Below are 17,694 nucleotides of genomic sequence, written 5' to 3' on the forward strand. Positions count from 1 at the left end.
AAGCCCTGTGATTATGCCGACAACATCCACTCCGATGCCAACAGCCACAAGGGACCCACCCTCAACATCGGCATAATCCGGACATCGGAATAATGCAAACCCAACCATGCGTTGAAGACCCAAACCCGGTGGACCGTGGCCCAGCAGCCCGGCGGCATCCTGACCTGGACCTCCCCGACCGGGCGGGACTTCGTCACCGAACCCGCCACGGTACTGCCCACCGGACCACCGTCGACGGCGTCGGACCTCCCCGACGACCCGCCGTTCTGAGGCAGAGGGCAGCGTCTGCCGGTACCGCAGGCGCTGCCGACCTAGGCCTTGCCGACCGGCCTGGTCGGAGCCGTGGCCGTGGGCCCCCGGGGGGTGCGGTTCTCGGCGCTGACCATCCAGGCGTACTGTTCCAGCTTCTCGATGAAACCGTGCAGGATGTCGGCGCTCGTCGGGTCTTCCTCGTCGACCGCGTCATGCACGGCCCGGATGTTGTCGACCGTCGCGCCCAGGCGGTCGGTGACCAGGCCGACGGTCTCCGCGGTGTCCACCTCTCCCGCCGGGAATTTCGGCAGGTGGGTTGTCGCGGTGACCGTCTCGCTGCGGCCGTCGGGCAGGGCGTCGAGGGCGCGCATCCGTTCGGCGAGTTCGTCGGAGAACAGCCGGGCGTCGTCGATGATCTCGTCGAGCTGCAGGTGCAGGTCGCGGAAGTTCTTGCCGACGACGCTCCAGTGCGCCTGCTTGCCCTGCACGTGCAACTCGATCAGGTCGACGAGGACGGACTGCAGGTTGGAGCCGAGTGCTGCTGATGCCTTCACGGTGTTGCCTCTCTCTCGTACGCGGGAAACACGTCTCGGCCGCCGGCCGGCCGGTGCCCCCCGCTGGTTTCAGACAGCACTGTAGCAGGTGCGAAAGCGGGGTGCCGAGCCGGGATTCAGCGAGCGGCCCGACGCGTCTCCATGCGCAGTTCGAGCTCGTTCATGACCACGGATGCGAGGTCCTCCAGGGTCGTGATCTCCTCCGGGGTGACCGTGCGGGGTTCGAAGTCGAGCACGCACAGAGTGCCCAGGTTGTGCCCGGCGCGGGTCTTCAGCGGCACGCCCGCATAGAACTGCAGCCCGAATTCGCCCGCCACGAGCGGGTTGACGAGGGCGCGCGGGTCGGAGCGGGCATCCTCGACCACCCAGGGAACGTCGCTCATGATCGCGGATGCGCACAGGCCCGGGTCTCGGGGAATCTCGGCGAGGTCGAGCCCGTGATGCGACTTGAACCAGATCCGGTCCTGGTCGACGATGCTGACGATGGCGATCGGCACCCCGAAGATGCGGGCGGCGAGCGCCGCGATCCGGTCGAAGGCGCCGTCGGCGGGGGTGTCGAGGATGTCCAGGCGGTGAACCTCGTTCATCCTGGCCGCCTCGTCGGTGGAGAACGGCCGGGATTCGTCTGCCCGGTGCCTGCCCGTTTCGGCGATGACCGCCTGCCGGAGTGCGAGCACCAGTTCCCCGATCGGCGGTCGAAGCTCGGGGTCCCTGGTGAGCATCGATGAGAGCAGGTCCCGCCAGGCCGGCGCGAGGGTCTCGGGGATGACCGGGTCGCGCAGCAATCTCGCCAGCGCTGCCGGCACCGGCTGGCCCTCGAATTCGACCTCGCGGGTGAAGCACTCCAGCAGCACGAGCCCGAGGGAGTACACGTCGCTCGACGGCCCGATCTCTTCGCCCTTCGCCTGCTCCGGGCTGAGATAGGCGGCGGTGCCCGAGGTCATCCCGTCGTTGGTCAGCCGTTCGCTGGACGGGTAGAGGGCGATGCCGAAGTCGGTGAGCTTTGCCCGGGCCCGCAACCGGCTGCTGTACTGGGCGAGCAGGATGTTGGCCGGCTTGATATCGCGGTGCACGACACCCCGGCTGTGGATGTATTCGAGCCCCTCGGCCAGGTCATACCCGATCTGGGCGATGTGACGGGTCGAGATCGGGCCCTGCAGCAGGCGCTCCCGCAGGTCGACCCCGTCGACGAGTTCCATCACGAGGTAGATCTGGCGTCGATCCGGGGACGCGCGGTGAACCCCCACGTCGAGGAGGGTGACCAGGCTGTGGTGATTGAGGCTCGCCAGCACGTTCGTCTCGGCCTGCTGCCGTGCGATATCGCCCTGGTCGATGGCGCTCGTGCGGAAGACCTTGATCGCCACGTCGCGACCCAGCCGCTCGTCGGCGGCACGGTACACCGAGGCCATGCCTCCACTGCCGATGAGCTCTTTCAATCGATAGCGCTCACCGAGGAGACCGGTGGGTTTCGCGGTCATTCGGCCTCCTGTCGAAATCGAGTATATGACAGCGTGAACCCCGTGATTTCCCCGCCCAGGTGGCGGTCCGGTCGGGCATCCACGGCACACCGACCGCCCGGGATGCGCACCGGGTCTCGAGGTCCGGAGGCCGCGCGGCCGAGGCGTGTCCGGGGGTGCGAGATCGGCCCAGGAGTGTGACACTGGCCCTATGACCAGCAGAGGAGTTCGGGGGCGGAACCGCAGGGTCGGGGTGGCCTGCCTGGCCGCCGGGATCGTGCTTCTCGCGGGATGCGCCGCCCCGACAGCATCGACCAGCGATTCCCCGACGCCTACGCCGACACCGACACCGACACCGACGGCCACGGTGACCGCCTCGCCGACTCCCTCACCGACCCCCACCGCCTCTGCCGGCGTCGCCGCATGCGGACCCAACCAGCTCGCACTGTCGCTGCAGTCGCGGCCCTACGACAGCGGCGCCGGCAACTTCTTCTGGGACCTGCAGCTGACCAACAACAGCTCAGTCGAATGCGCGGTCGAGGGGTACCCAGCAGTATCCCTGGTCAGCGCCAATTCCGGGGACACGATCGGAACCGTGAGCCCCGAGGAACCCGGCCGCTTCTTCCCGGTCGCCCTCGTGTCGCTGGCACCCGGGGCATCCGCTTTCAGCCTGCTTCACCTCGGCCAGGCCGGCGCCTACAGCTGCACGACCGTTCCGGTCACCGAACTCGCCGTCACACTGCCGGACTGGGCCGACCCGCGCCGGGTGGCCACACCCAACCAGATCGACGGCTGCGACGACACCAGCACCGCCATCGTGCGTTCCGGGCCTTTGGCACCGGACCGGGTCGTTTTCTAACCTGGATCAACCCATGGATGCCGAATCAGCCTTCAACTCCCTCGCCGCCGAGCTCTCCCCGGCCGGCGCCGTCACCGCGAAGATGTTCGGCGCCCGGGCGATCACGCTGCGGAAGAAGGCGTTCGCCTGCCTCCAGGGCGACGCGATCGCCTTCAAGCTCGGCGCCGGCAGCCCGGAACACACTCGCGCCCTCACGATCCCCGGAGCCGGCCTCTGGGACCCGTCGGGCCTGGGCCGCCCGTTCACGGACTGGGTGCTGGCGCCCGCGATCGACGGCCCGGAACTCTCCGGCCTCGCCGAGGCAGCCCTGACCGGCCTCGCGGCTGCCCTCGGCTAATTCCTCGTCATCGACGGGGCGTCCCGGGCAGCGACGGCCCGCAGCTCCCGGCGTTCCGCCCGGCGCTCCCGGCCGCCCTCGACGAGGAAGTACAGCACGGGCAGCACGACGAGGGTGAGCAGGGTCGAGGAGACAAGCCCGCCGATCACCACGAGGGCGAGCGGCTGGGAGATGAACCCTCCCTTGCCGGTGAGTCCGGTGGCCATCGGCAGCAGGGCGAAGATCGTGGCGAGCGCGGTCATCAGGATCGGGCGGAGCCTGCGGGATGCCCCGTTCACCAGCGCCTCGCGCACCGACAGGCCCCGGCGCCGGTACTGGTTGACCAGGTCGATCAGCACGATCGCGTTGGTCACCACGATGCCGATCAGCATCAGCACCCCGATCAGCGACGGCACCCCGAGCGGGATGCCCGTGACCACCTGCAGGGCGATCGCACCGGTGGCGGCGAACGGCACGGAGACGAGCAGGAGCAGCGGCTGCAGCAGGGACCGGAAGGTGGCCACCATCACGATGTAGACGATAAGGATCGCCACCAGCAGCGCGATACCGAGCTGCTGGAACGCCTCCGTCTGGTCGGCCGTGACACCGCCGAGAGTCGCCGTCGCCCCCACGGGCAAGGTGGCGTCGGCGAGCGCGGCGGCCATCTGGGTGTTCGCCGTGCCCAGGTCGTTGCTGTTCGGCGTGGCCGACACCGTGGCCGTGCGGAGCCCCTTCGTGGTCGTCAGGGTCGACGGCCCGTCGACCTGCGCGACCGTGGCCAGGGTGTCGAGGGCGACCGGGCCGGCCGGCGTCGGGATCTGCAGGGCCGCGAGCTCTGCGGCGGTGGCCGGCGTGACCGCCGATTGCAGGTAGACCGACAGGGTGGTCTCGTTGATCACGATCGACCCGGCGACGCTGGGCTGCATGGCCTGCGACACGAGCGTGCCGAGGGCGAGCTCGCTGAGTCCGGCCTGCGCCGCGGCATCCCGGTTCACCGTTACAGCGAGGTAGGGGCGGGACGCGGCGAGGTTGCTCGAGCTCTCCTTGATGGCGCCGAGCGTCTTCACGGCCGCGAGGATCGTGTCAGTGGCCTTCTGCAGGTCCGCGCCGGTGGCCGCGGTGATGTCGACGGCGATGTCGGATGACCCGCCGAACCCGCCGCCGCTCGTCACCGAGAACTCCCCGCTGTCCTTCAATGCGGCCAGCGTGCCGCGCACGGCATCCTGCACGGCGTCGGGCTTGACCGTGCCGTCGGTGGTGATCGAATAGGCCACCGCGCTCGTCGAGGGTGCTCCGCCGCTGAAGGCGGCCAGCGCGCTGCCCCCGCCGATCGACACCTGCACGATCTTGACGCCGTCGGTGCCGCGCAGGGTCTTCTCGACCGCGGTGGACGCCGCGTCCTGGGCGGCCAGGCTGGTGCCCACCGGCAGGGTCTGGGTGACCCGGAAAGTGGTCTGCCCGGTCGAGCCGAGGAAGTTGATCTTCATGAACGGCACGATCGCCACCGTGCCGCCGAGCACCAGCACCGCGAGCAGCATCGTCGTCACGGCGTGGGTGAGGGTCCAGCGGATGACCGGAAGGTAGCCCTGCTGGAGGCGGCTGGGGTGCTCGGTGACGGCGTTCGCGGAGGCTTCGGCGGCCGCGTGCCTCCGGCGGCGTGCCCGTTCCTCGATGATCGCGCCTGCCTCTCCACCCCCGGTGATCGAGCCACCCTCGGTGATCGAGCCACCGTCGGTCAGGGAACTTGTCGAGATCCCCGGCTCAATCCCTGCCGGCTCGACCGCCGCCGCCGAACCCGCCGCCGAACCCGCCGTCGCACCCGCCGCCGCCGGCCGCACCCGCGCCGGACGGAGGAACCAGTACGCGAGCACCGGAACGATGGTCAGCGACACCAGCAGAGACGCGAGCAGCGCGATCGTCACGGTGAGCGCGAACGGGCGGAACAGCTCCCCGGTCGACCCGCCCACGAACGCGATCGGCAGGAACACCGTGACCGTCGTGATGGTCGAGGCGGTGATCGCCCCGGCCACCTCCCGCACCGCCCGCACGATGGTGTCGGCACGGTCGATTCCGGCGACCAGGTTGCGCTTGATGTTCTCGATCACGACGATCGAGTCGTCGACGACCCGGCCGATCGCGATCGTGAGCGCGCCGAGGGTGAGGATGTTCAGCGAATAGCCGACACTCTGCAGCCCGATGAAGGTGATCAGCACCGAGGTCGGGATCGAGATCGCGGTGACCAGGGTCGCCCGCACCGAGAGCAGGAAGACCAGGATCACCAGCACCGCGAAGATGAGGCCGAGGAAGCCCTCCTGGGTGAGCGAGTCGATCGACTCCTGGATGAACGGCGCCTGGTCGAAGACCACGGTGAAGGTGGTTCCGGCGACGGCGCCCTCGAGCCTCGGCAGGATCGCCCGCACGGCCTTCGACACGTCCACGGTGTTGGCGGCCGGCACCTTCGTGACCGCGATCGTCAGCGCCGGCTTGCCGTCGACCCTCGACATGCTCGTCACCGGGTTCGGGCCGAGCGCCACCGTGGCCACGTCGCCGATCCGGGCCGGTCCGGCGCCCGGCACCCGGGAGATGAGCGGCAGTGCCGCGATGTCCTCCGCGGAGCCCAGCTTCGTGCCGGCCTGCACGGAGAGCGTCTTGCCATCCTGGCTGAGCGCACCGGCCGGGACCAGCGACCCGTTCTGCTGGAGGGCGTCGCGGATGGCCTGCGTGGAGAGCCCGCGCGCGGCGAGGGCGGCGACATCCGGCGTGATCGTCACCCGGCGGCCGACGTCGCCGACCAGGGCCGCCTCGCGCACGCCGGCGACGTCACGGATGTCGCCGAGCACGCTGCGTTTGAGGTCGTCGGCCAGGGTCGCCCGGTCGCCGCCCGAGACGGCGAGGGAGATCACCGGGAAGTCGTCGATGCTGCCGCTGATCACCTGCGGGTCGAGGTTCTCGGGGAGCCGGGTCTTGATCCGGTTGATCGCCTGGCTGATCCGCGACTCCGCCTTGACCAGGTCGGTGCCGTAGGTGAAGGTGGCGCTCACCAGGGATGAGTTCGTGCTGCTCGTCGTCGAGGTGGATTCCAGCCCGGCGATGCCCTGGATCGCGGTCTCGATCGGCGTCGACACGTCGTCGTTGACGACCTCGGGCGAAGCGCCCGAGAAGCTGGTCGACACCAGCAGCTGGGGCAGCTGGAGCGAGGGAATCAGCTCCTGCTTCAGGCTGGTCAGCGCGAGGCTGCCGAAAATGGCGGCGACGATGGTGATGAGCGCGATCAGGGCCCGGTTCTTCATGCTCACAACGGCGAGGAAATGCACCTGCCCAGTATCTCATTGCACGGTGTGCAGAATCCGTGCCCCACCGGGGCCCGGGGGTGTCGGCGGAAGCGGGCAGCGCGTATTCTCGGCGACAACGAGCCCCCCAACACCACCGGCTCACCGACACCATCCACCGAGGAGAAACAATGTCCGTTGCACGCGTAACCACCCTGAGCATCCGGTCGGACACGTCGCTCGAAGACGCGATCGCCTCCGGCATCGCCCGTGCGAACAAGACCCTGCGCGGCGTCTCCGGCGCCTGGGTGAAGGAACAGAAGGTTGAGGTGTCCGACGGCGCGATCACGTCGTGGGAGGTCGTGATCGAGGTGACCTTCGTGCTCGACGACTGACCGACTGCCCGGGCTCGTCAGACGACGTCGGCGAGGTACCCGGTGTCCGGCACCGGATGCCGCAGCAGCGAATCCCAGGCCAGGCCGAGCGCGTCGACGGCCAGGTCCATCTCGTCGGTGCTGTAACAGAACGGAATCCGCAGGAACCGTTCGAAGGCTCCGTCGAGCCCGAACCGCGGCCCGGCCGGCACGAGCAGGCCGTGGTTGCGCGCGGCGAGCGCGAGCTGGGAGCTCACCGGCAGCCCGAGGTTGACCCAGGCGGTGATGCCGCCGTCGACGTGCGGCACCTGCCAGTCGGGGAACCGCGCGGCGAGCAGCCGTTCCAGGTGGTCGCGGCCGACCCGGAGTTCGCTCCGGCGGCCCTCGAGGATCGCGGGCATCTCGGCCAGGAGGCGCACCACGATCAGCTGTTCGAGGATGGGCGTGCCCAGGTCGTTCGCCGACCTCGCGGCAACGAGCCGGCGGATCAGCGGCCGTTCGGCGCGAATCCAGCCCACCCGCAGCCCACCCCAGACGGTCTTGCCGACCGACCCGATGGCCACGACGTCGCCCGGCCGCCCCGGCTCGGCGTAGGCCGGGAATGGCAGGAACTCGCCGGCCCGGTCGATGTCGAGCTCGGCGATCGTCTCGTCGACGACGAGCACCGTGCCCTGACGGGCCGCGGCGGACAGCACCGTCTCCCGCTGTTCGGCCGGCATGGTGCGGCCGGTCGGGTTGTGGAAGTCCGGCATCAGGTAGCCGAGCACGGGGTTGCTGCGGCGGAGCGTCTGCAGGAGAGCGGTCTCGTCCCAGCCGGCGGTCGCGGCATCCTCGCCGGGCACGGCGGTCGACACGGTGACCGGCACGAGCCGGGCACCGGCGGCGGTCAGCGCCTCGTAGGCGTGCGGGTAGGTGGGCATCTCGATCAGCACCCGGTCGCCGCGGCCGACCAGCACCCGGGCGAGCAGCGCGATCGCATGCTGGGCGCCGATCGTGACCATGATCTGCTCCGGGTCGGTGGGCAGCCCGCGGGCCCGGTACCGGTCGGCGATCGCGGCGCGCAGTTCCGGGATCCCGACGGGGTCGAAGCCCGAACCGCCGAGCTGGCCGGGCAGGTCGCCCACGGCGGCCCGGGCGGCATCCGCTAGGCCGGCGAACGCGGGCATGGTGGCCTTGCTGAAGTCGAGGATGCCGCCGGCGGCCGATCCGGTGTGCGCCACCGGCACTCCGGGCAGCCGGGCCACGCTCCCTGAGCCGCGCACGCTGACCAGGAAGCCCGTGTCGCGGAGCCGGCGGTAGGCGGCGGTGACGGTCGTGCGGCTGACGCCGAGCCGCGCACTGAGGTCGCGTTCGGCGGGCAGCCGGCTGTCGGTGGGGATGCGCCCGTCGAGGGTGAGCAGGCGGATGCGGTCGGCCAGCGCCCGGTACGCGCTCCCGCCGTCGCGCCACTCCCCCAGCCTCGCCTCGAGGGCCCGCGCGCTCATCTGGTTCTCGACCATGAGGCCACTATAGGGAGATTGGCTACTTGATAACAGGCCAATAGTGCAATTGGATTGACGACTATGACCCGACGCCTCTCCCAACTGCTCATTGGTCTCTTTCTCTATGGCCTGGGGATCGCGCTGATCGTGCGGGGCGAGATCGGCGTCGCCCCGTGGGACGTGCTCACCCAGGGCATCGACAGCCACACCCACCTCGGCTTCGGCCTGATCACGGTACTGATGAGCGGCGTCGTACTCCTGCTCTGGATCCCGATCCGGCAGAAGCCCGGCATCGGCACGGTGCTGAACGCCCTGCTGGTCGGACCGTCCGCGGACGTGGGCCTCTGGCTGATCCCGCCGGGCCAGGACCTCTGGCTGCGCGTCATCTTCTTCGCGGCCGGGCTGCTCGTACTGGCGGTCGCGACCGGCCTCTATATCGGCGCGCACTTCGGCCCCGGCCCCCGCGACGGACTGATGACCGGCCTGCACAAGCGCACCGGCTGGCGGATCTGGGTGGTGCGCACCGGCATCGAGGTGGTCGTGCTGGGCGCCGGCTGGCTGCTCGGCGGCAACGTCGGCGTGGGCACGGTGCTCTTCGCCGTGCTCGTCGGCCCGCTCTGCAACTGGACGATCCCGTTCTTCGCGATCAAGCGCCCCGCCGAGGCGGAGGCCGCGCCCGCGCATCCAGGCCTCGAGGAGGCCCTCGAGGGCTCCGCCGTCCCGTCCGAACCCTCGATCGATAGCCCCGCCAACTGAGGCCTCCGCACGGAGGCCGATGCTGGGAGGTCGGTGTCCGGAGGTGCCAGATCGCCCATTTGCCCGCCCTGTTCTAGGCCTCCACCGATGGCCGGAGGTGCCGGTCGGCGTAGACGACCATCGCGTCGCGCACGAATTCGGCACCACGAACCCCGCCGAAGTTGGCCGCGAAGCGTTCGTCGGCGACGTACATCTCACCGAGCCCGGCGAAGTACTCCCGGGTCGGCCCGGTCGTGCCGGCACCGGGCGTGCCCGGGATGCCGGCCAGCCATTCGAACTGACGCCGGGCCAGCCGCTGGGCCACCTCACCCTCGGGGGCGAGGCCCCGCTCGGCGGCGGCCTGCCAATCGGCCGCGAGCTGCCGCCGCTCGTTCTGCCAGGCCGCCTTCTCGGCCGGACTCTTCCTCGTCCACCAGGCGTCACCGTCGGCGTAGGCGGCCTTCCCCCAGCGTTCCTCGACCTCGTCCCGGTAGGCCGTGTGATCGAAGCCGTCGAACATCTGCTCAGCCATGAGCTGTTCCTTCCTGTCCAGTGTGTCGATCGTGTTTTCGACGGAGCGGATCTGCCGGGCGAGCCTCTCGCGCTCCTCGCGCAGCCAGGCGAGGTGCGCGGCCAGGGCGCGCGTCTCATCCGTCTGCTCGTCGATCACCTCGCGGATGGCGGGGAGGCCGAGGCCGAGGTCCCGGAGCATGAGGATGCGCTGCAGCCGCACGAGTGAGCGCTCGTCGTAGAAGCGGTAGCCGTTGGCGCCGATCCGGCTGGGCTCGAGCAGCCCGACCGTGCCGTAGTGGCGCAGGGTGCGGCTGGTGGTGTTCGCCAGTCGCGCGACGTCCTGGATCGACCAGTCCATGGTGTCTCCCGTCGTGTCGAGTGTCTCGAGTGCGTCGATTCCCAGCCTAGAACTTGACGCAGCGTCAACGTCAAGGCGGACCGCCGCCGGGCGTCGAGGCCCCCGGGCGTCGACCGGGTCAGGCGCAGAAACCGGCGATGGTCCCCGCCAGGATCTCGGTCAGCTGGAGCACGGATGCCTCCTCCGCCCACTCGACGTCGGCGTGGGCGCCGCCGCCGGCGACGCCGATCACCAGGCAGGGGATGCCCGCCTCGTGGAGCAGCCCGGCATCCGTCCAGAACGGTTCGCCCCGCGTTGCCGGAGGATGCCCGAGCACGCGGCCGGCCTCGGCTCGGACGAGCCGCACGATCGGCCAGTCGGGATCGGCCTCGAACGCCGCACGCGCCACCAGCCGGGTCAGGCGAAAACGGAAGTCCGCGGTGCGCTGGGCGATGACCGTGAGCAGCCCCTGCAACTCTGCCTCGACGTCGTCGGGTGTCTCGCCGGGCAGCGTGCGCCGCTCGATCGTGAGCGTGCAGGCCGCGGCGACGGTGGCGGCATCCGTGCCCCCGCGGATCTTGGAGACCCGCACGGTGCCGTGCCCGAGGAGCGGATGGCCCGGACCTGCCTCGATCTGCTCGCGCAGGCCGTCGAGGGCCCGGAGCACGAGACCGGCGTGCGCGATCGCGTCGATGCCCCGCTCCGGCTGGGAGCCGTGCGCAGCCAGCCCGGTGAGCTCGAGCTCGAACCAGGCGAAGCCGCGGTGGGCGAGGGTCAGGCAGAGCTCGCTCGGTTCGGCCACGATCGCCGCGTCGGCCCGGAAGCCGCGCAGCACCTCCATGGTGCCGAGGCTGCCGAACTCCTCGTCGGCGACGAGGGTGACGAGCACGTCACCGGAGAGCCCGGCGGCGGACGCCCGCGCCGCCGCCACGAGGATCGCCGCCACGCCACCCTTCATGTCGAAGGCGCCGCGGCCGAGCACCCGGCCGCCGCTCCGCTCCCCGGAAAACGGGTCGCCGCTGTAGCCCGCAACGCCCACGGTGTCGAGGTGGCCGTTGAGCATGAGGGAACGGCCGCCGCCGCTCCCGCGGAAGATGGCGACGATCGAGGGTCGCCCCGGGCGTTCCTCGAGGCGGTGCACCTCGAAGCCGTGGCCCGCGAGCCAGCGCGCGCACCGGTCCGCGATCGCCGCCTCCCCGGCCGCGCCGGGCACGAGATCGGGATTGACCGAGTCGATGCCGATAAACCGCCGCATCAGGTCGATCGGGTCGTCGACTACGCCAATCCAGGCCCCACTCTGCTCGTCGGTCACGGGTCGAATCTACCGGCGGCCGACGCGATCACGGAGGATGCATCGGTAGCATGTGGCATGAGAAGTGAGACGGATGGCACCACGAATGGCACAGTGACGGATGCCCCGCCGCTGATCTCCTGGGGACTCCTGCCTGCCGGGCTGCTGTCCGCGTCGGCGGTCGTGCTTTTCGGGGTGCGTGCGGCCGTCCCCGGTTACACGCTGCTGATCGCCGCCCTGGCACTGGCCTTCGTCGTGAACCGGGCGCTGTTCAAGGACCTGCTCCTGCTCGCGCTCGGCCTGGTGATCATCAGCACGATCTCGGTCGAGGCCAACATCGACTACCCGAACATGGCGTTGATGGGCACCGTGCTCACCCTCTCGGTGCTCGTGCCCTATCTGATCTCGCGCTTCGGCTTCCGCGACCACGCGATCCGGTTCCCGATTCGCACCGGTCAGCGCTGGAGCACCCTCGAGCGCTGGTATCTCGTGATGGTCGTCGGCCTCGGCTACGCCATCCTGCCGACCTATTTCATCCGATCGGGCGCCTACCAGAACTGGCCGGCCGTCACGGTCCCCGATGAGATCGCACGCCTCTTCGTGGGCGTCGGCTTCGTCGGCATCTGGGACGAGCTGTTCTTCATCTGCGTCGCCTTCACCCTGCTCCGGCGCCATTTCCCGGACTGGCAGGCGAACCTGTTGCAGGCGGTGATCTTCTGTTCCTTCCTCTGGGAACTCGGCTACCAGAGCTGGGGGCCCCTGATGACCTTCCCCTTCGCCCTGCTGCAGGGTTACACGTTCAAACTCACCAGGTCACTCACTTACGTCGTCTGCGTGCACCTGCTCTTCGACGTGGTCGTATTCCTCGTGATCGTGCACGCCCACACCCGGGAGTGGCTGCCGATCTTCCTCTACTGAACGTCCACCGGGAGCCCGCGCCTGCCGAGACCCCGCCCCGCCGCCCGTCGGGCCCCCGGACCTCGCAGTTGTCGAGCTCGTCGAGGCCCCGCGGCCAAGATTTCGATGACCTCAGTCTCGCGGGCAGTCCAGGCTGAGCCGGCCGGTCAGTCCGTGTCCCGGTCCCGGGTGGGCGTGCCCGGGTCGAGTTGGCGGTGGGTCTTGCTGGGGAGGGGGATGAGCGTTTGTGCCGGGTCGACTGTGACCGGTGGCTTCAGCCAGTACTGGTCGCCGCCCCGGAGGATGACCCAGCCCGTGTTGTGGAGGAGCAGGTGGTGGGGGTGGCAGAGGCAGACTCCGTCGGCGAGGTCGGTGTAGCCGTGTTCGAGGCGCCACTCCTTGAGGTGGTGGGCTTCGGTCCAGGCGGGTGGCCGGTCGCACTCGGGCCAGACGCAGCCGCCGTCGCGGGCGCCCATAGCGGTGCGTTGGGCGGGGGTGAAGAGACGTTGTTCCCTGCCGACATCGATGGGTTGGCCCGTGTTGTCGAAGAGGATTCCGAGGTAGCCGGTGTCGCAGAGTTGTCGTTCGACGGTGGCCAGGGAGATCGGAGCAGGACTGCCCTCGATGGACCCGTGCCCGGCCGCGAGGACCACGGCCGTCCCCGGCCGGCCGGGCTCGCTGGATTGCCCGGTTTGGCCGGCTTGGCTGGCATGGCCGGTTTGGTCGGCATGGCCGGTTTGGCCTGCTTGGCTGGCATGGCCGGTTTGGCCTGCTTGGCTGGCATGGCCGGTTTGGCCTGCTTGGCTGGCATGGCCGGGTTCGCCGGGTGCGCTCGATTGGCCGGATAGATCGGGCTCGCTGGGTTGGCCAGATAGATCAGGCTCGCTGGGTTGGCTGGGTTGGCCAGGCTCGCTGGGGTGGCCAGGCTCGCTGGGGTGGCCAGGCTGGCTGGGTTGGCCAGGCTGGCTGGAGGGAGCGGCTGTGTCAGGTCTGACCGCTGGAATAGGCCGGAGGAGTGACCTGCCCGGCGCTCCCAGCGCTTCAGGTGCTGCGGTGGCGTCGGGTTCTGACGGTGTTACTGGTATTGAGGGGGACGTGCCGGCCGGTGCCGGGGTTGCACTCCCGCTCCCGGTGCTGGTGCCGGCACCGGTGTTGGTGCGGCTAGTGGCGTTGGCGAGGTCTTTTTGGGTGACGATGATGCGCACGGCGGGGCGGCGGCCGCCGAGCATCTGGCCGGGGTCGACTTCGCCGGCGATCTTGAGTAGTTGCACGAACGAGTCCGCGGCGATCTGCGCGGTGCTGCGGGGGTCGTCCTGGACGGCCTTGGCCCAGGCTTTGCGCTTTGGGTCGACGAAGCGCACCCCGCCGCGTCTGGGGCTGGTGATCGAGTCGTAGGTGGAGAGCACGAACTCGCCATCTTCGGGGGCGAAGAGCCCGTGCAGGCGGACCTTGCCGTCGGCGAGGCGGTAGACCTTGAGGAACCGGTCGTCGTAGGCCTGCTTCTCCCTCGCGGCGATGCCGGCCTGGTCGAGGTCGTCGCGCATCCTTCGGGCGCGGGTGAAGCATTGGTCCGCGTTCAACTGACCGGCTTCGGCGAGGAGCCGGGTGAGGGCGGTGGCGAGTCTGTCGGCGGTGACGGCGGTATCGATATCGCCCAGGCCCTTCCGGATCGATTCGGCGGCGTCGACGGAGAGGGTGCCGGCGGTCACGGCGCGAGCGATCGGCGCCTGCCACGACACCGCACCGGCCGGATCGGGCGGGAAACTACCCGGGCCGCCCGAGTCGCCGCCCGCACCACCATCGACACCGGTCCCGTCGCCGCCGGCCCCGTCGCCGCCGGCCCCGTCAGCGCCGGTCCCGCCAGCGCCGGTCCCGTCAACACCGGGCGACCCGAGCGCGTCTGCGGCCTGCCGGTCGGCGGCCTCGGCCCGGGCGAGCATCGTGCCGACGGCGACGAGCTTGAATGCTTCGTTCTTGCTGGCGCCGGTGACTTTCTGGATCATCGCCTCCGGGGAGAGGAACCCCTGCTGCGCGGCCAGGCCGGAATGGCCCAGCTCCGGGCGGGAGCGATCGGCGATGGTCGCAGCCATCCACGCGGCGTACATCTCGAGCAGGCGGCGGGCCTTGGCGATCTCCCGCTGACCGGTCAGCACGACCGTGTCAGGAAGGGCTTCCAGGTCGGCGCTGGAGCAGCCCAGGCGGGCGACGGCATCCGCTGCCTGTCTGAGTTGCTCTGCCGGTGAGTCCATGCCACGAAGATACCAAAACACGAACACAAATGTGAGCGTTTGTCACTACTTGTGGATAACTTATTCAAAGATTCATTCACAGGCCTCGACAGGCCCACCACCGGGGCCGGCAGGCGCGCCGCAGCGCAGGAATGCCCTCCTGCGGCGGTCGCTGCCGCCGTTCAGGTCGCGGTTGAGCCTTCGGTCGCCGTGGCAGAGAACCAAAACCCAGCCGATTTCTTCCAGAGTCTTCGGGGCGATCTCCGGCGGTGCACCCTTCTTCTTCTTCCCTGTGTCCGGCCCGTTCCCCCGATCGTGGTCAGGAGGGGACGTACCCGGCGTGGTCTCCCACGACGATCTACGAAAAGGGCGACCGCGTGCTCCTCGACGGCCGGATCCTGGAGACCAGGTGATGGGACCAGGGCGAGAGCCCCAGGCCGCCCTGGACGGCTCGAGCAGCGCTCCGTGGAGCCTGCTCAAGAACGAGGAAGTACAGAAGATCCTGTCGGGAAAATGACCGGGCGAGCGACCAAGCCGGTGACCGGGCTGCAGCCGTAACTGGATAGCGCCGCACCATCGCCGAGGGCGGTACCAGATGATCACCTGGTCCCGCCCTCTCCTGGTTTCTGCGCGGAATGCCTGACGGGGGGTTGCGCGCCCGGCGAACGCGATATATCGTGAGTTTCAACAGACGCGATATATCGCGATTCAGGATTGCGGCATCCGCCCGGCGGATGCCTCACACAAAGGAGTACGCAATGGCACAGGAGAAATGGCTGGTCGCCCCCGGGCAGACCAAGGTGATCGATATCGAGCTCGTCCGCAACCTCAAGGTGGGCCTGATCGGGGGAAAGGTCGACGTGATCGGCCACGACGAGACTGACACCCGGGTCGAAGTGCACAGCGTGAGCGGCAAGGACCTCAAGATCTCGCTCGACGGCAACACCCTGGAGATCGACCACCCCCAGTTGCGCTGGGACAACTTCATCGAGGTGTTCGCCTCCTTCCGCGGCACAGCGAAGGCCGATGTGAGCATCATGGTTCCCCGCGACGTCATCCTGAAACTGGGCGTGGTCAGCGCCGAAGCCCTCGTATCCGGGCTCAGCGCCGGCGCCCGGCTGAGCACCGTCTCCGGCGACATCGTCGTCGACGGCGTCACCGGCTCCCTCGAACTCAACGGAGTGAACGGCGAGATGTCCGTCAGCAACCACACCGGCCGCATCTCCGCGCACACCGTCACCGGCGACATCACCGCGAGCGGCAGGATCCCGCGTTTCGGTGCCGACGGGGTCAGCGGAAACGTGTTCCTCGACATTGACGGCGTCCCCGACGCGATCGACACCAATACGGTCAGCGGCAACCTGACCGCGCGACTCGACGCCGCGGTGGCCACGAGCTATCACCTCAACACCGTCTCCGGCACGCTCCAGCTCGACGACCAGACCATGAAGGGCGTCTTCGGCAAGGGCTACGAGGGCAGCAGCGGCGACCTTTCCGGCACCTGGCTCGAGTTGCACGCCAATTCGGTGTCCGGGGACGTCTCGATCGTGCGCCGCGCGCCGGCCACGGCAGCTCCGGCTGCAGCGGATGCCGCGACGAGCGCCACCGACCCCACCGGCTCGGCGACGGAGGCCTCGGAATGACTCCCGTCTTCGCGCACGGCAGCCTGCGCCTCTACCTGCTCAGCCTGCTCGCCGAGCAGCCGCGCCACGGCTACGAGTTGATCCAGGCCCTCAGCGACCGATTCGGCGGCACCTACATTCCCAGCGCCGGAACGATCTACCCGCGCCTGGCCAAGCTCGAGGAGGAGGGCCTGGTCACCAAGTCCACGGACGGGCGCAAGACCGTTTACGAGATCACCGCGGCAGGCCGCGAGGAACTCCTGGCCCGCGAGGGCGACCTGGACGCCATCGAAACCGAGGTGACCGACTCGGTGCGGCGCCTGGCCGATGAGGTGCGTTTCAGCGTCACCGCGGCGATGAAGAGCCTGCGCGCCGATCTTGCCTCGGCGAAACGACAGGCGGGAAAGGAGAACCCGGCCCCGCCCTCGAGCGGCGCCCCCGATTCGAGCAGCTCAATCCGCCTCGAGTCGAACCGGGCCCTGCACGAGGCCGACCTCGTGCTCAACGAATTCCGTCAGCAACTCCGCGCCGACCTTCGCAACCGGGCCGCCGTGGCCCGCGTACCGGCCGCCACGGTGCCGGAGTTGCGCCGACAGCTCGCCGAGGTGCGCGCGGGCATCCTCGCCTCACTCGGCCGCTGACGGGCCGGCGGCCAGCCCTGGTCGCGCCGCCCTCGATGGTCGCGCCGCCCTCGATGGTCGAGCCTGTCGAGACCAGCCCACCCGATCAGGCGGATCGCTCGACGACCTGCTCCGGGGTGGGGTGGTAGACCTGCGTGCGTTCCCCCGAGCGGTCGATCTCGTGCAGGCTCATCAGCTCGGAGCAGATCGGGCAGCGGGCCTCCGACTTCGCCGCTGCCTCATCGGTCGCCGTCACCGTCGTGTACGGGCCGAGGGGCGGCGGGCCGATCCAGGGCAGGAGGGTGCGATTGAGCCAGCCGACGACGCCGACCAGGCCGCCGTCTCGTTCCCCTTTACTAGTGCGTGTCATAATCATTAGTGTACTAATCAAATCCGAAAAGACGAGGCACGTACCGATGATCGAGGACACCCCCGACCTGCTCCGACTGGAAGACCAGGTCTGCTTCGCGCTCGCGATCGCCTCCCGCAGTGTCATCGGCATCTACCGGCCCATCCTCGAGCCCTACGGCCTCACTCACCCGCAGTACCTGGTGATGCTGGCCCTCTGGGGACGCAGCCCCCGTTCGGTCAAGGACCTCGCCACCGAGCTCCGCCTCGAACCGGCCACCCTCTCCCCCCTGCTGAAGCGGCTCGAGGCCACCGGGCTGGTCACCCGCACCCGGAACGACCGTGACGAGCGGATGCTCGACGTGGCCCTGACCGCGGACGGAATGCGGCTCCGCGAGGAGGCCCGGACCATCCCGCCGCGCATCATCGACAGGCTGGGAATGAGCATCGACGAGCTCGAGGCCCTGCGGCGCTCGCTCTGGCGGGTGATCGACGCCACCCACCCCGGGTAGGGACGCCCCCGGGACTCGCCCGGACCCAC

General features: G+C 69.6%; 17 protein-coding genes. 9 read left to right on the top strand and 8 right to left on the bottom strand.

What is annotated here, in order from left to right:
- The first annotated feature begins 111 nt into the window (after positions 1 to 111).
- Complete coding sequence (locus E3O32_RS17235) at positions 112 to 270, top strand: hypothetical protein (RefSeq protein WP_166790801.1); 159 nt, start codon at positions 112 to 114, stop codon at positions 268 to 270.
- Positions 271 to 311: 41 nt separating this feature from the next.
- On the opposite strand, the gene E3O32_RS07200 is transcribed toward E3O32_RS17235, so the two are convergent.
- Both E3O32_RS07200 and E3O32_RS07205 read right to left on the bottom strand, forming a co-directional pair.
- Positions 312 to 806: a Dps family protein gene (locus E3O32_RS07200; RefSeq protein ID WP_134508094.1), complete on the bottom strand. Its 495-nt coding sequence runs from the start codon at positions 804 to 806 to the stop codon at positions 312 to 314.
- Positions 807 to 922: 116 nt separating this feature from the next.
- Positions 923 to 2,284 (bottom strand): protein kinase domain-containing protein, encoded by a 1,362-nt coding sequence (locus E3O32_RS07205; protein WP_134508096.1) that lies wholly within the window; start codon positions 2,282 to 2,284, stop codon positions 923 to 925.
- Between the two features lie 190 nt (positions 2,285 to 2,474).
- Here E3O32_RS07205 and E3O32_RS07210 point away from each other — a divergent pair, with 190 nt between their 5' ends.
- Together E3O32_RS07210 and E3O32_RS07215 are read left to right on the top strand one after the other, a co-directional pair.
- Complete coding sequence (locus tag E3O32_RS07210) at positions 2,475 to 3,122, top strand: DUF4232 domain-containing protein (RefSeq protein ID WP_134508098.1); 648 nt, start codon at positions 2,475 to 2,477, stop codon at positions 3,120 to 3,122.
- 13 nt (positions 3,123 to 3,135) lie between these two features.
- A complete protein-coding gene (locus E3O32_RS07215) occupies positions 3,136 to 3,459 on the top strand; it encodes a hypothetical protein (protein WP_174776494.1) in 324 nt (107 codons plus the stop codon).
- Here E3O32_RS07215 and E3O32_RS07220 read toward each other — a convergent pair.
- Positions 3,456 to 6,752, bottom strand: coding sequence for an efflux RND transporter permease subunit (locus E3O32_RS07220; protein WP_134508100.1), 3,297 nt, complete (start codon positions 6,750 to 6,752; stop codon positions 3,456 to 3,458). The two genes, E3O32_RS07215 and E3O32_RS07220, sit on opposite strands and share 4 nt — an antisense overlap.
- Positions 6,753 to 6,898: 146 nt before the next feature.
- Between E3O32_RS07220 and E3O32_RS07225 the strand changes: the two genes are divergently transcribed.
- A complete protein-coding gene (locus tag E3O32_RS07225) occupies positions 6,899 to 7,102 on the top strand; it encodes a dodecin family protein (RefSeq protein WP_134508101.1) in 204 nt (67 codons plus the stop codon).
- A gap of 17 nt (positions 7,103 to 7,119) precedes the next feature.
- On the opposite strand, the gene yczR is transcribed toward E3O32_RS07225, so the two are convergent.
- Positions 7,120 to 8,580 carry a MocR-like transcription factor YczR gene (gene yczR, locus E3O32_RS07230; protein ID WP_134508102.1) on the bottom strand — a complete coding sequence of 487 codons (1,461 nt, stop codon included), beginning with the start codon at positions 8,578 to 8,580 and terminating at the stop codon, positions 7,120 to 7,122.
- A 63-nt stretch (positions 8,581 to 8,643) separates the two neighbouring features.
- On the opposite strand from yczR, the gene yczE reads away from it, so the two are divergent.
- Entirely contained in the window at positions 8,644 to 9,318 is a 675-nt protein-coding gene (yczE, locus tag E3O32_RS07235; protein ID WP_241974692.1) for a membrane protein YczE, read from the top strand.
- 73 nt (positions 9,319 to 9,391) lie between these two features.
- Here the strand turns inward: yczE and E3O32_RS07240 are convergent, their stop codons facing one another.
- Positions 9,392 to 10,168, bottom strand: a complete 777-nt coding sequence (locus E3O32_RS07240; RefSeq protein ID WP_134508103.1) for a MerR family transcriptional regulator — start codon at positions 10,166 to 10,168, stop codon at positions 9,392 to 9,394.
- A 118-nt stretch (positions 10,169 to 10,286) separates the two neighbouring features.
- The gene (locus E3O32_RS07245; protein WP_241974694.1) at positions 10,287 to 11,459 is read right to left on the bottom strand and encodes a M20/M25/M40 family metallo-hydrolase; all 1,173 of its coding nucleotides are present in this window, start codon (positions 11,457 to 11,459) and stop codon (positions 10,287 to 10,289) included.
- Positions 11,460 to 11,516: 57 nt separating this feature from the next.
- Between E3O32_RS07245 and E3O32_RS07250 the strand changes: the two genes are divergently transcribed.
- Positions 11,517 to 12,356 carry a CPBP family intramembrane glutamic endopeptidase gene (locus E3O32_RS07250; protein ID WP_134508104.1) on the top strand — a complete coding sequence of 280 codons (840 nt, stop codon included), beginning with the start codon at positions 11,517 to 11,519 and terminating at the stop codon, positions 12,354 to 12,356.
- 146 nt (positions 12,357 to 12,502) lie between these two features.
- Here E3O32_RS07250 and E3O32_RS07255 read toward each other — a convergent pair whose 3' ends face one another.
- Positions 12,503 to 14,584 carry a DUF222 domain-containing protein gene (locus E3O32_RS07255; RefSeq protein ID WP_134508105.1) on the bottom strand — a complete coding sequence of 694 codons (2,082 nt, stop codon included), beginning with the start codon at positions 14,582 to 14,584 and terminating at the stop codon, positions 12,503 to 12,505.
- Between the two features lie 737 nt (positions 14,585 to 15,321).
- Here E3O32_RS07255 and E3O32_RS07265 point away from each other — a divergent pair.
- Positions 15,322 to 16,206 carry a DUF4097 family beta strand repeat-containing protein gene (locus E3O32_RS07265; protein WP_134508107.1) on the top strand — a complete coding sequence of 295 codons (885 nt, stop codon included), beginning with the start codon at positions 15,322 to 15,324 and terminating at the stop codon, positions 16,204 to 16,206.
- Complete coding sequence (locus E3O32_RS07270) at positions 16,203 to 16,826, top strand: PadR family transcriptional regulator (protein WP_134508108.1); 624 nt, start codon at positions 16,203 to 16,205, stop codon at positions 16,824 to 16,826. The genes E3O32_RS07265 and E3O32_RS07270 overlap by 4 nt, the downstream gene beginning before the upstream one ends.
- An 85-nt stretch (positions 16,827 to 16,911) precedes the next feature.
- On the opposite strand, the gene E3O32_RS07280 is transcribed toward E3O32_RS07270, so the two are convergent.
- A complete protein-coding gene (locus E3O32_RS07280; RefSeq protein WP_134508109.1) occupies positions 16,912 to 17,175 on the bottom strand; it encodes a hypothetical protein in 264 nt (87 codons plus the stop codon).
- A 46-nt stretch (positions 17,176 to 17,221) separates the two neighbouring features.
- Between E3O32_RS07280 and E3O32_RS07285 the strand changes: the two genes are divergently transcribed.
- Positions 17,222 to 17,665: a MarR family winged helix-turn-helix transcriptional regulator gene (locus E3O32_RS07285; protein ID WP_134508110.1), complete on the top strand. Its 444-nt coding sequence runs from the start codon at positions 17,222 to 17,224 to the stop codon at positions 17,663 to 17,665.
- Positions 17,666 to 17,694 lie beyond the last annotated feature (29 nt).

The organism is Cryobacterium mannosilyticum, from assembly GCF_004402705.1.
GTDB classification, from domain to species: domain Bacteria; phylum Actinomycetota; class Actinomycetes; order Actinomycetales; family Microbacteriaceae; genus Cryobacterium; species Cryobacterium mannosilyticum.